Genomic DNA, 13,149 nt, shown 5'->3' on the forward strand with positions numbered 1-13,149 from the left:
TAGATGGTTCCTCCTCCCTCTAATAGGATAACGTAATTAGAGCGGTGGTTAAACCATTGCTTCTGAAAAAGATCGAAAAAAGCAGCCCATCCCGCAAAATGAAAGCGGTGGACTGCTTTTTCGGTTATATTAGCCCTTCAGCTGTGCAACTGTTTTTTCCATTTCACCAATAATCTCTTCAAAGACGCTCATCGCTTCTTCGATGGGTTTCGGTGTGGACATATCGACGCCAGCCTTTTTCAAAATATCGATGGAATAGTCGCTGCCGCCGCTCTTTAAGAAGCCAAGATAGCGTTCAACAGCAGGTTCGCCTTCCTCCAATATTTGCTTCGAGAAGCTGGTCGCCGCGGAAAATCCGGTAGCGTATTTGTATACATAGAAGCTGGTATAGAAATGCGGAATACGCGCCCATTCCATCTCGATATCTTGATCGACGGTCATATCCTTGCCGTGATATTTTACATTCAATTCGTAGTAGATTTCGCTTAATTCCTGCGGGGTTAGCGCTTCTCCGCTTTCCGCCTTCTCGTGAATGATCTTTTCAAATTCGGCAAACATCGTTTGACGGAATACCGTCGTGCGGAATTGATCGGCATAGTACGTGAGCAGATACATCTTTTCCTTCGGATCCGTCGTTTTCTTCAGCAAATAATCCATAAGCAGCGCTTCGTTCAGCGTAGAGGCTACCTCGGCCAAGAAAATCGTATACTGGGCGTTTCGATACGTCTGATTTTCGTCCGAAAGGTAAGAGTGCATCGCGTGACCCATTTCGTGGGCTAACGTGAACATGCTGTTGAGATTGTCCTTATGGTTAAGAAGCACGTATGGATGAGTACCGTACGCTCCCCAGCTGTATGCGCCGCTTCGTTTTCCTTCATTCTCGTAAACATCAATCCAGCCTTCATCGAAGCCTTGTTGAAGGACGTTTAAGTAGGCATCGCCCAGCGGTTTGACGCCTTCTTTGACGGTTTTAACGGCTTCATCATATGTAATTTCCATATCGACCTCTTCCACGAGCGGAACGAACAGGTCGTACATGTGAAGTTCGTCCAATCCAAGCAGCTGCTTTCTCAGTCCAATATATCGGTGCAGCAGCGGCAGGTATTTGTGGATCGTATCGATCAGGTTCGTATATACTTCCTTCGGAATATTGTCGCCAGAGAGGGACATTTCGAGGGCGGAAGGATATTTCCGAACCTTGGAATAAAAAATATTTTTTGTGACATTGGCATTCAAGGTTGCCGCGAGTGTATTTTTATTGTTTCGATACGTCTCGTACATCGCCTTGAACGCATTTTGACGGACTTCACGGTTGCGGCTTTCCAGAAACTGAATGTAACGGCCATGCGATAACTCGACTTCTTCGCCTTTATCATTCTTTACCTTCGGGAATTTCAGATCGGCATTGTTCAGCATGCCAAATATCGTGCTAGGTGCTTGAGAGATATTGCCGACCTGCGCTAGCAGCGCTTCCTCTGTTTGGGAGAGGACATGAGGTTTTTCGCGAAGCAGCTCTTCCAGTGTGTGCTTGTAATTGCTTAAATCCGGATTGGCAATCAGTTCCTTCAGCTGTTCCTCGGACAGTGCCAATATTTCCGGAGCGATGAATGAAAGCTGTTCGCCGATTTCAACACTAAGCTTTTTCGCTTTTTCCGAGAGTCCTTGATAAGTCGGATCGCCCATATCTTCGTGGTGCTTCATATTGGCATAGACGTATAAACGTTCGGCGAGCAGCGAAATGTCATCCTCAAGCTCGAAGCACGCTTTGATGCTGTAAGCATCCTGAAGCTTTCCTTGATAATCCTTCATTCGTCCGACCAGCTGTTTCACTTCCTGATATTCCTTGTCCCAAGCTTGCCTGTCTGCAAACAAATCCTCCAGCTTCCAACGGTCTTCTACAGGTATTTCTGAACGTTTTGGCAGTGCGCTCATATGATGATTCCTCCATTCAGGTTTATATGGATTTCCATGCTCGGCCCCAAGGATGTTCAGCGGGGACCACGTGATGAATACAATGCAGGCTGCTGCAGCTAACGATACCCTTTGTACTCTCATTGATACCTCCGTGGGATGCTTGCACAAATATCCCATAGTATGGCCCTCACAGGTATAAATTATAAAGGGTAACACTTATTGGTGCGAAAGGTTAGGATGTATAAATGGCAGCGAGGAAAAAGATGAAAGCGCTAGCCACCAAAAATAATGCTAATATCGCTAATGGCCTTCTTAATTTTTCGGGAATCGTATCCTTTTTAAGAATGATGACAAAGGCGAATACAAAGGATGCAATCATATAGATGATCAAGGAGGTATTCCCTTCCAACAGCTATCACTTCCTTTTAATGGTGATAGAAATGGGCCTGAGCTCGTACTGAACTGCGTTTTCCATGAATACCCAATCTATCTTCCATCATATCAAAATTATAATGAAACATCATGTATTTATGACTAACTTTTCAAGTTTGCGAGGTGAAAAGACTCGGATAAACCAAAAGAAGCGCCGGGGCATCAGCAGTTCCACTATGTTAAGGGATAGGGGATGATCCGATGCCGCGATACGCTTCTTTCTTACCTGCTATACTTCTTTGAACTTTTCGATGATGCTTAGTCTTTCTTCTTCCGAACCTTCAAACCGCTGTGCGCTGAATCTTTCCTGCACCCAATCCATTAACGCGGGTCTGCTGAGAAATATGTGAGTATCCTCACCCCACTGATCGGAAATCTCTCGAACGACCAATTGCTTGCCCTGGATTTCGACATGAATCATATTCCATTTATCTTTTCGAAACACTTCGATTTTTTTCATGAATGACCGACCTCCTAATGACGGTCAGTATACCTTTTTTTTCTTGTGAAATCAATGAGAAGAGCGTTGGATCCATGATCAAATTATGCTAATATAAGGAAACTGAACGTATCGGAGGATAGGTTCAGGAGATGAGTTGGATGAGGTGAGCAGAGATGAGTAATACGGAGAAAGTATACGAACAGGCAGGCGTAGCCATGACATGCAGAGGCTATGCGGAATATGAGGCGATGTTTCATATTCAGCCAGGAGAGTTTGATGGAAAGACAATATTAGATGTGGCTGCAGGAGCTTCTTCCTTTGCCGCGGAATCTGCAGAGCGGGGGTGGACGGTAACCGCTGCAGATCCGATGTATGAGCTGCCGCATGGTCGTATTTATAAGCACGGATTGAAGGAAATTGAACAGTCGACTGCCAAGCTGAGACGGATTCAAGATGTCTTGGATATGTCCTTCTATGGAAATTTAGAAACTCATCAGCGCCAGAGATACTTAAATCTTGAGCGGTTTTTAAATGATTATCGGAAGGACGTAGAGAGGGAGAAGCGAACTTATGTCGCCTCCGCTTTGCCGCATCTTTCTTTCCCGGATGAGGCATTTGATGTTGTGCTCTGCAGCCATTTTTTATTTCTGTATGCGGATCAATTTTCGGAACAATTTCATGCTGAAGCCTTGAGAGAGCTCGTTCGTGTATGCCGCGGACAAGTACGAATATATCCGCTCGTATCCTTGCAGTGGGAATCGTCTAGTTATTTGGATGCCTTGCTTGCACGGTTGGAGGAGCAATTTCCTGTGAAATGCGAGCGGCTCGAAAGTCGGCTGCCGTTCATCCCAGGATCGAATACGCAGCTGTGCATTTCACGATTGGAATAATGAAAGGGGCTGGAATTTTCCCGCCCCTGTTTTAATTGATTATAATGCGGCAGTTTCCGATCTGCGCAGATTGGAGATATGCATCAGCAGAAAACCGCAGCTAGCGATAAATCCGAGCGCAGCGGCGATCAAATAAAGCGTTGTGGAGCCCCATTCCTTATACACCCATCCCCCTGCAATACCGTTGGCCATACCTGCAAGACCTGACCATACCACTGCGTATATGGCTTGCCCTGTAGCCCGGTATTCGTCCGGTATAAGCAGCTGTAAATATCGGATGGCCGTAATCATGAAGATGCCGAAGGAGATGCTGTGCAGCCCTTGGACGATGATAACGGCCATCGGGTCGTTCAGCAAACCGGTCAGCAGATAGCGGAGACCATAAGCCAATCCGGCAATGGCCAGCAGTGGAAGCTCCTTAAATTTGTGTCCATATTTGCTGAGCAGCAGAAAGATAGGGATTTCACTTAATCCGGCCAGCATCGGGGACAGACCGATGAGACCCTCGCTCGCGCCCAATTCCTTCAAATACAGTGTAGTGAAATTATCGTTCGTACGATGAGCGATCGAAATAATCAAAATCATCAGCAAAAAGAGCAGGAAGGCCTTCGATCGAATCACCTGTACGAGTCCGGAAAACTCCATTTTTTTGTAGCTGCCTTTCCGATCCTTCAAACCGAATGCGAGCAGTATCGATGAAGCGGTGGTGATGAGCAGTATATGTACCGATTGTTCCATGCCAATTTTCCCTAAAATAAATCCAACCGCTAAGGAGGAAAAAGCAAAGCCAAGAGACCCCCAAATTCGGAACGATGCGTAGCTTTTTTGGGTTCCTTTGACCGCGAGCATAATTTGACTGTCATTCAAAGCATTCACCGGCGTTTGGAAGAAGAAGAAAAACAGAATGACGGTAAATAATGTAATAAAGGAGCCGGCCTGCATCATGAGCAGCACCATGATCATTTGACCGAATAAGACCACAATAAGCACTTTCTTTATGGTGTGAAAGCGATCGCTGATGACTCCCCATACTAAGTTGGATACGATACCGGCAATGGGGCCGATCGTCTGTAAAGTACCGATCTCTATTTTGGTATACCCCTGTGATTCGAAATAGAGAGGAAAGTAAGGAATGATGATTCCTGTGCACATGTAAAAGACAAAGGTGAAGCTTTTCAACTTGAGAAAATTGCTGCTTGACACGGTCGATCACTTCTTTCTTCTGCGGGTCTATGAAATTTGAGCAAATTACGAACCATTATATCACGAAATATTCACGGCAGGTATGCATATTTGTGCAAAAGCAATTTTCCAAAATTTGCGACAGACATCACAGAACCGAGAGTGATTTGATCGTATGATCATAACGAAGACGTATCATATGGAAATCAACCATTTGCTGCAGCAATTGTACATTTGGCAAACCACTGTCCATATCTGGAGAAGGTGAAATGATCTGCATATTTGTGGTACTATATTAGAGACATTTTTTTGAAACGGAATTCGGTGCAAAGGCTTGCACTCATTTTCCGTTAGAGTAAAGAGAGCAGGGATGAAAGCGAATGATGGATAACGGCATTTCGGTTCCCAAAGGCCCAATGAAATTCATGTACCGTGTATATAAATATGTGCTGCCGGAAGTACGGGACCAGTTAGGGATATGGCGAGAAACGGCGAAGCAAATTCCCGATCCCGAGCTGAGACTGCAAGCGATTAGCAGCATGACAAGCAAGGAGTTTCATTGTCAGGGCGGGGCGGTATACGCGGCAGCCAACCTAAAGGAACGACATGTGTTGATTCCTCTTATAGTTGCCTTTCAAACCATTAGCGATTATTTAGACAATCTGTGTGATCGAAGCACTTCATTGAAGGAAGAAGATTTTCGAAGACTTCATCAATCGATGCTGGATGCGATTCATCCGAAAGCACAGCTGCACGATTACTATGAGTTCAGGGAGGAGAAAAACGACGGAGGCTACCTGCATAATTTGGTGAAAACGTGTCAATCCTGTATTTCCATGCTCCCTTCCTATGGCGTGGTATACCCTTATGTGAAGGAATTGGTCGGTCTATACTGTGATTTGCAGGTATATAAGCATATTCATAAAGATTTAAGAGAGCCGAAGCTGATGGCCTGGTGGGAGCAGCACAGACATTTGGCGCCGGATTTGAATTGGAACGAGTTTGCGGCAGCGACCGGGTCCACCTTGGGGATGTTTATGCTGTTCTTGGCATCTACACATGAGCACTTAAGCGTGGAAGAGGCACTATCTATTCGAAATCGGTATTTTCCTTATATATGCGGCTTACATATTCTGCTCGATTATTTTATTGATCAGGAAGAAGATAAGGCCGGGGGCGATTTGAATTTTTGCAATTACTACAAGGATGGCGAAGAAACAGCGGAAAGAATAGAATACGTTGTTCATAAAAGCTATGAAGCCTGCAGCCGTTTGAAATATTCCAAATTCCACCGTATGATTGTCGAAGGTCTTATGGCCCTATACTTATCCGATCCGAAAGTAAGCAGTCAGCAGGAGATTAAGCAAATTACGAGAAAAATGATGAAAAGAAGTCCCATGATTCGTTTGTTCTTTTGGGCGAACAGTGTTTTTATACGAAAAAAGTTGTATAGTACAGGAGGCTAATACATGATGACAGTAAAATCGATCGCAGTATTAACGAGTGGTGGAGATTCGCAAGGAATGAATGCGGCTGTTAGAGCCGTCGTGCGCAGCGCACTGTTTTACGGTTTGGAGGTGTATGCTGTACAGCGCGGCTACTATGGCCTGATCAATGATGATATCCGCAAGATGGATCTGCGGAGTGTCGGCGATATTATTCAGCGCGGCGGTACGATTCTGCAGACGGCACGCTGTCCTGAGATGAAGACGCTGGAAGGCCAGCAGAAGGCGGCGGAAAATTTACGCAAGCGAGGCATTGACGGATTGGTGGTCATTGGCGGCGACGGTTCTTATCAAGGAGCGTACAAGCTGACGCAGCAAGGAATTAAGACGATGGGACTGCCGGGAACGATCGATAATGACATTCCGTTCACGGATGTAACGATTGGTTTTGATACGGCGGTCAGCATTGTCGTCGACGCTATCAACAAGCTGAGAGATACGATGAGTTCTCATGAGCGTTCCTCCATCGTGGAAGTTATGGGAAGACATTGCGGAGATATTGCTCTCTATGCAGGTTTGGCGAGCGGAGCCGAAGCAATTCTCGTGCCGGAAGTGAAATTCGATCTGCAAAAAGTATCCTGCCGGATGAAAGAAAACTTCATGAACGGCAAGAAGCACTCCATCATTGTTGTAGCTGAAGGCGTCGGCAAAGGAGAGAACATCGCGAAGGAGCTTCATGACTGCTGCGGCATAGATTCTCGTGTTACCGTTCTCGGCCATATCCAGCGCGGCGGTACGCCTACGCACAACGATCGGATATTAGCCAGCCGACTTGGCGATTTTGCAATCCGAAAGCTTCTTGAAGGGGAGTCCGGTAAAGGCTGCGGAATTATCAAGGGAGAACTGGTGACGACGGATATTGAAAAAATCGTCAACTCAAAAAAGCAAATTAATATGGACATGTATCAATTGGCTTTGAGACTTTCTCAATAAGTTCGGTTCGTGTAGTCCCATAGAGGGGAAATATAAATAAAAAAAAACGTCGATCAGCATTGTGCTGACTCGACGTTTTTTATTTGAAAATATGACTGCACCCGGTTATGAGAATCACTCATTATCATTCAGCTGTCCGTCCAAATCGTAGTCTACATTTTCGGTGTAACGGTTTCCGGAATTCCATAATAAGAATTCTTCCACGTCATGATCTTTTAGCGCCTTGATTTGGGCTTCCAATTCGTTCTTGCCATAAGTGATATGACCATCGACCCACGTCGCGGTAAAATCTTGAATCCAAGGTCGTATAATGGGCTTGAGTTGTTCGATTTCTGCTAGTTTAGCGTGTGTATCCGCCATAGCTCCACTGATTGTCGTATACGGGGCCGCGTCTGGTACCGTTGACCCAAACCAACCGGTGCTGTAGTGACTTGGATAGATCATCGGTGAAATGACATCGACGTATTGGGAAATTTGATTAAAATCTTGACCGATTCCTTCCGCAGCATCCACGGAGGCAGCGTAGCCGAATATATCGACAGAAACTCGGATGCCGAGCGGCTCCAGCTGTTCACGGGCGTACCGGACAAAATCGGAGACGGCTTCTATTCGCTTTCGGTCATCCTGCTTGTATCTTAGAATGTCGGCTCTCCGTTCGAAGCCTTCCGGGAATCTGACATAGTCAAATTGTATTTCCTTAAATCCATGCTTAGCGGCTTCCTTTGCCACTTCAATATTATAATCCCATATTTCCTTAACATAAGGATTTACAAAGCTTTCCGGATTTGATTTCTCGTTGTGCCATACGGTTCCGTCCGGGTTCAAAAAGGACCATTCCGGCTTTTTATTTGCCAATATGGTGTCTTTAAACACAACGATTCGTGCTATGGGGTATATCTGATGCTGCTCAAGCTCCGTCATTAATTCGTCGACGTCTGAAATAATCGGGTTAATCGTTCCCAGTTGGTTTAGCTGTTCATTGTCAGTATTGAACGTAATATATCCATGATCTTCCTTCACATCGATGACCATCGCGTTCAGCTCCGTCTCATCGAGCAACTTAAGCAGCGTTTCCATTCTGGAACCATTCGCAGAATGTGCCGTCACATAAATACCTTTCACCGCAGGTGCGGTTTCCAGCTGTGGATCGAGCTTCACAAACGTATTCGTGCTGCTTGGATCTTCCCCGTTTGATGATGTTCCATTTGGATCATAGCTTCTAGGCAGTTCAACAATGACAGCGTTCCGTGCTTTGTTCGCAGCTTCGACCCATTGGTCGATGGTTAAGCCGGGATGCTGATCCTCCGCATGTCCTAGAAGTGCCAAAAAAGCCGCCAGTAGCAATTGCATTTCATTTCCCCCACTGTCATCTCTCGTTTATATCATTATATGATACGGCAGCTTATACAGGACAGAGGAATATATAACTAATTTGTTGATCTCTGTATAATTATGATGGATTTCGTCGAGTGATTCTCCAAAAAATAAGCCCGCCTTATGATGGTCAAGGCAGGCTCTCACTTATTGTAACAGCTGTAAATCCTGATGCTTGATAATACTGTACCGAACAATTTCATCGGCATCCTCCCGGCTGAGACCATCGATTCCGTCCCGCAGCACAATGGTCGTGTTGAGTTCCACTGGCTTTAGAAACGGATAGAGCTCTGGTTTCAGTTCCAACACAAGCCTAGACAACTTCACGGTTTCATTCTGCATAAGAATCACACCTTCCAATCTTTGGATTAGAATTGCACTCTTAAAACAGACCTGAATGAAGCAAGCCAGAAGTTTCATTTGACTTGGTATACAGTATATCATACTTTCCTTCGAAATTCTCCCATGACACCGACGGTTTCCACAATATTCACGAATGCCTTAGGATCCGTATCGCGAATGATTTTCTGAAGGGCCGCCAGTTCATAACGGGTTGTGACGGTCATCAGCATGTCCTTTTCCGCATGAGTATAGGCCCCTTTTGTTTCAATAATTGTCACCCCGCGCGGGATTTTTAATAAATGCTCGAGCAGCGATTTGGTTTGATTGGTAATAATAAATACGGTCACTTTCACATGCCGGATATGTATCGTATCCACAATCTTCGTGGTAATAAATATGGCCAACATCGACGATAAGGCCAGATCCCAATTGTTCGGATAGCCCAGCACGAATACAACAGATCCATTCAATAAAAATAAAATGGTGCCGAGGGGAAAATCCTTCTTTCTTGTCATAATGGAGCCGAGTATGTCGAATCCTCCTGTAGACCCTTCGTACCGAAGAGAGATCCCCGTTCCGATCCCTATAAGCACACCGCCGAAAACGGCTGCGATAATTCCGTCCTTTACGATGGATTGAACAGGAATGAGCTGCATGAATACACTGGTGAATACAACGGAAATAATGCTCAGCACGATAAATTTGCTGCCGATGGCCCGCCATCCCCAAATGATGAGAGGCAGATTAATTAAAAAGTAAAGCATTCCAATATTCCAGTCTGTGGCGTATCCGATAATCATGGATATGCCTGAGACCCCGCCGCTGAGTAGTGAATGAGGGACAAGAAATAAATTAAACCCTGCTGCAACGAATAGGGCCCCAAGGATGACGGCAACATAGGGAAGTGTTAAATGGAACGTTCTCATACACGGATCACCTCGGTCTTAGTATTTATAAGAGGCAGGTTAAACATTCCGTTACGTTGGGACTGGAAATGATTGTTTAGGGTATGATATGATGAAAGACGTGATTATGGGGAACGTATGCGTAACGTCGACAGACGTTTTTTTTAAACCGAAAATTCAGGTTAAGCCCGGTGAAGAGAATCAGGCTGAATCGACCTGATTTCGGCGATAAAACAGATCGCGAAGCCAGCGGTCGCTCATCCCGGTACTTCTATACTTGCCTTCATGTCATTTAACCCTTGGAAATGTGCATGAGAAGAAGGAATTTCCTAGAAGGACTTCGAGAAGATTTTAGATTTCATAAGCATGACTATGATTCGGATCGTAAAAACTTATGGATGAGGCAGTGTGCATACACGCCCTTATAAGATTGCAATGCAAAAAGATCGGTAACTAAGAAAGGAAGTATGAATATTTTGGCAACATTCTATGATTTTGAGTTAGAACCTAAGGTTATCCGTGCGATTACAGAGATGGGGTTTGAAGAGGCTACGCCGATTCAGTCCCAAGCGATTCCTCATGCACTGCAGGGAAGAGATTTGATCGGGCAGGCACAGACAGGTACGGGAAAAACTGCCGCATTCGGTATTCCGTTGATTAATAAAATCAGCCCGCAAGAGGAGGATATTGTCTCCCTTATTTTGGCTCCAACACGGGAGTTGGCGATTCAAGTTTCGGAGGAAATCAGCAAGCTTGCGCGCTTCAAGCGCTTAAGACCCCTTCCGATCTACGGAGGTCAAGATATCGGCAGACAAATTCGTGCATTGAAGAAGCATCCGCAAATCATTATCGGTACACCGGGACGGCTGCTGGATCACATTCAGCGCAAAACGATTCGTCTGGATAAGGTACAAACCGTAATTTTGGATGAAGCGGATGAAATGCTGGATATGGGCTTTATGGATGACATTCAATCGATTCTGAAGCTCGTTCCGGAAGAGCGTCAAACGATGCTGTTCTCAGCAACGATGCCTCCTAACATTAAACGTCTGGCGGAGCAGTTCTTGAACGATCCGGTACATGTATCCGTCATTCCGAAGCAGGTCAGTGCACCTTCGATTGCTCAATTTTATATTGAACTTCATGAAAGACAAAAGTTCGATACGCTTTGCCGTTTGTTAGATCGCGAATCTCCAGATCTGGCAATCGTATTTGGACGGACGAAACGAAGAGTCGACGAATTAGCCGAGGCTCTGCAAAAGAGAGGCTATTCTGCTGACGGCTTGCACGGTGATTTGTCACAAAATCAACGTGATACGGTGATGAGACGTTTCCGTGATGGAAGCATCGATGTGCTGGTTGCAACCGACGTGGCTGCAAGGGGCTTGGACATTAGCGGGGTAACTCACGTGTTCAACTTTGATTTGCCGCAGGATCCTGAAAGTTATGTCCACCGTGTCGGCAGAACAGGAAGAGCAGGAAAAGAAGGTCAAGCTTGGACTTTCGTAGCCCATCGGGAAATCGATCACCTGCATTTGATTGAGAAGGTCACCCGCCACCGGATTACGAAAAAGCCGATCCCGAGCATCGCAGAGGCCATCGAAGGTAAACAAAAGGTGACGGCGGAAAAAGTATTGGAAATTCTTCAAAAAGAACAATATGCAGAGTACAAAGCACTGGCTATTCAGCTCTTGGAGCAATATGATTCTGTACAGCTGCTGGCCGCTGCCATGAAGCTGCTCACAGGCGACAACAATGATACAGAAATTGTTCTGACTCCAGAAGAGCCGCTGCGCTCCAAAAAACGCCGCGACGATCGCAATTCCAATCGCCGTTACGGCAGCAGCAAGCCGGGACAAAGAAGAAGCTCCTCCAGTTACGGCGGAAACAGAGGAGGAGGCTCTGGGCACAAGTCAGGCGGCTCATACAGCAGAGATCGCAGAGATCGCCGGAGCTCCGGTACTTCGACCTATCGAAAAACTGAAGCATAATATAGAGTGATTCCGAAAAGGGGGACTGTTTCTTATACCAAGAAATAGTCCCTTTGCATTGTGATGTCCTTCCATGTAGAATGATTATATAATGTGATTTCGATTGTAAATCTGTGGCAGCAAGTTGAAGGAGGATATGTACATTGGAAATGGGAGGATTTATGGGGGGCTTATACCGCTTATCTGAGTGGATTATGCGGTTAGCCGGAGCGAATGTGCTTTGGTTTTTGTGCTCCTTGCCTGTATTTTTTGTAACACTGGTATTTCTTTATGGAACAACGCCTGAGAATGCCGAATTGATTGCTGATATGCTTGCCAATCCGCAGCAATATTTAATATCGCTTGCGATTCCTATGTTTCTATACGGCTTGTTGGCCGTCGTATTTTTGTTTCCCGCAACGACCGCTTTGTTCTCTGTTGCGAGAAAATGGGTTATTGGGGAAGAGGATGTTTCGGTCTTTAAAACGTTCTTTAGAAGCTACAAAGCGAACTACAAGCAAAGCTTGATCGGCGGATTCATTTATACCGTCGTGATAATCTTAATCATCGTCAATATTTTGTTCTACAGCGGAAGCGAAACACTCTCATTTTTATCGATGGTATTCATCGTACTGCTCGCGCTTGTAACCGTTTCACTTCTGAACTTTTTTTCGATATTGTCTCACCTGCACATGAAGACAACAGGGCTTGTGAAAAACGCACTGCTTATTACGCTTGGCAAGCCGCTGAATTCATTGCTGATGATCGCGACCAACTGTGTCATCGTCTACTTCAGTTTTCGCTTTACGTTTTTGATTTTGTTCTTCATGGGCAGCATGATGGCGATGATGTCGTTCTGGTATTTCCATCGCACGTTCCAAAAAATTCAGCTGCAGTATGAAAAAAATCAAGAATCTGAAGCAGCAAAAGCAGAAGCAGAGTAATTGACTGGCGCTATTTCCAGAAACATTAGCTCTGTCTGCAGTTTACTTTCAAGTACGGAACGTCTATAATAAAGCTACAACTCCTGCGATGCGCGTTTTGGGATGACATTGTTTTGAACCAATGATGGTTTCTTGGGATTCCTAGATTAAGGTATGGCTGAACTGCCCCTTCCGGGGACTTCAAAAGTATCTTTGCGGAAACCCACCTGCGAGAGCGGGTTCAGAAACAACCAACCCGGACGGCATAGGCGGGTTTTTCTATTAGCTAAGTACTTCACAAATTGAATAAGAAAGCAAGAACACCTCCATACTATGC

At 45.4% G+C, this 13,149-nt stretch carries 11 protein-coding genes and 1 other RNA gene; 6 read left to right on the forward strand and 6 right to left on the reverse strand.

Annotated elements, in window-relative coordinates; genetic code table 11:
• Positions 1 to 129: 129 nt before the first annotated feature.
• Both pepF and ACFPXP_RS17990 read right to left on the reverse strand, forming a co-directional pair.
• Positions 130 to 1,932 (reverse strand): oligoendopeptidase F, encoded by a 1,803-nt coding sequence (gene pepF, locus ACFPXP_RS17985; RefSeq protein WP_379895801.1) that lies wholly within the window; start codon positions 1,930 to 1,932, stop codon positions 130 to 132.
• A 643-nt stretch (positions 1,933 to 2,575) separates the two neighbouring features.
• Complete coding sequence (locus tag ACFPXP_RS17990) at positions 2,576 to 2,806, reverse strand: hypothetical protein (protein ID WP_379895762.1); 231 nt, start codon at positions 2,804 to 2,806, stop codon at positions 2,576 to 2,578.
• Between the two features lie 155 nt (positions 2,807 to 2,961).
• Between ACFPXP_RS17990 and ACFPXP_RS17995 the strand changes: the two genes are divergently transcribed.
• Positions 2,962 to 3,678 (forward strand): class I SAM-dependent methyltransferase, encoded by a 717-nt coding sequence (locus tag ACFPXP_RS17995; RefSeq protein ID WP_379895763.1) that lies wholly within the window; start codon positions 2,962 to 2,964, stop codon positions 3,676 to 3,678.
• 39 nt (positions 3,679 to 3,717) lie between these two features.
• Here the strand turns inward: ACFPXP_RS17995 and ACFPXP_RS18000 are convergent, their stop codons facing one another.
• Entirely contained in the window at positions 3,718 to 4,881 is a 1,164-nt protein-coding gene (locus ACFPXP_RS18000) for an MFS transporter (RefSeq protein ID WP_379895764.1), read from the reverse strand.
• Positions 4,882 to 5,240: 359 nt separating this feature from the next.
• Here ACFPXP_RS18000 and ACFPXP_RS18005 point away from each other — a divergent pair, with 359 nt between their 5' ends.
• Complete coding sequence (locus ACFPXP_RS18005; protein WP_379895765.1) at positions 5,241 to 6,326, forward strand: tetraprenyl-beta-curcumene synthase family protein; 1,086 nt, start codon at positions 5,241 to 5,243, stop codon at positions 6,324 to 6,326.
• Between the two features lie 3 nt (positions 6,327 to 6,329).
• Complete coding sequence (gene pfkA, locus ACFPXP_RS18010) at positions 6,330 to 7,298, forward strand: 6-phosphofructokinase (RefSeq protein ID WP_379895766.1); 969 nt, start codon at positions 6,330 to 6,332, stop codon at positions 7,296 to 7,298.
• A gap of 114 nt (positions 7,299 to 7,412) precedes the next feature.
• On the opposite strand, the gene ACFPXP_RS18015 is transcribed toward pfkA, so the two are convergent.
• From ACFPXP_RS18015 to ACFPXP_RS18025, 3 genes are all read right to left on the reverse strand, one after another.
• Positions 7,413 to 8,648 carry a putative glycoside hydrolase gene (locus ACFPXP_RS18015; RefSeq protein WP_379895767.1) on the reverse strand — a complete coding sequence of 412 codons (1,236 nt, stop codon included), beginning with the start codon at positions 8,646 to 8,648 and terminating at the stop codon, positions 7,413 to 7,415.
• 171 nt (positions 8,649 to 8,819) lie between these two features.
• Positions 8,820 to 9,014: a hypothetical protein gene (locus ACFPXP_RS18020; RefSeq protein ID WP_379895768.1), complete on the reverse strand. Its 195-nt coding sequence runs from the start codon at positions 9,012 to 9,014 to the stop codon at positions 8,820 to 8,822.
• A gap of 98 nt (positions 9,015 to 9,112) precedes the next feature.
• On the reverse strand, positions 9,113 to 9,940 hold the full coding sequence (locus ACFPXP_RS18025; protein WP_379895769.1) for a YitT family protein: 828 nt from the start codon (positions 9,938 to 9,940) through the stop codon (positions 9,113 to 9,115).
• Between the two features lie 455 nt (positions 9,941 to 10,395).
• On the opposite strand from ACFPXP_RS18025, the gene ACFPXP_RS18030 reads away from it, so the two are divergent.
• The 3 genes from ACFPXP_RS18030 (at position 10,396) to ssrS (ending at position 13,092) form a co-directional block, all read left to right on the forward strand.
• Positions 10,396 to 11,910: a DEAD/DEAH box helicase gene (locus ACFPXP_RS18030; protein ID WP_379895770.1), complete on the forward strand. Its 1,515-nt coding sequence runs from the start codon at positions 10,396 to 10,398 to the stop codon at positions 11,908 to 11,910.
• Between the two features lie 149 nt (positions 11,911 to 12,059).
• On the forward strand, positions 12,060 to 12,833 hold the full coding sequence (locus tag ACFPXP_RS18035) for a YesL family protein (protein WP_379895802.1): 774 nt from the start codon (positions 12,060 to 12,062) through the stop codon (positions 12,831 to 12,833).
• A 77-nt stretch (positions 12,834 to 12,910) separates the two neighbouring features.
• Positions 12,911 to 13,092, forward strand: a non-coding RNA gene (gene ssrS / locus ACFPXP_RS18040) — 6S RNA.
• The last annotated feature ends 57 nt before the right edge of the window (positions 13,093 to 13,149 follow it).

Origin of the sequence: Marinicrinis lubricantis (assembly GCF_042658665.1) — a bacterium.
In the GTDB taxonomy this organism is placed as follows: domain Bacteria; phylum Bacillota; class Bacilli; order Paenibacillales; family KCTC-33676; genus Marinicrinis; species Marinicrinis lubricantis.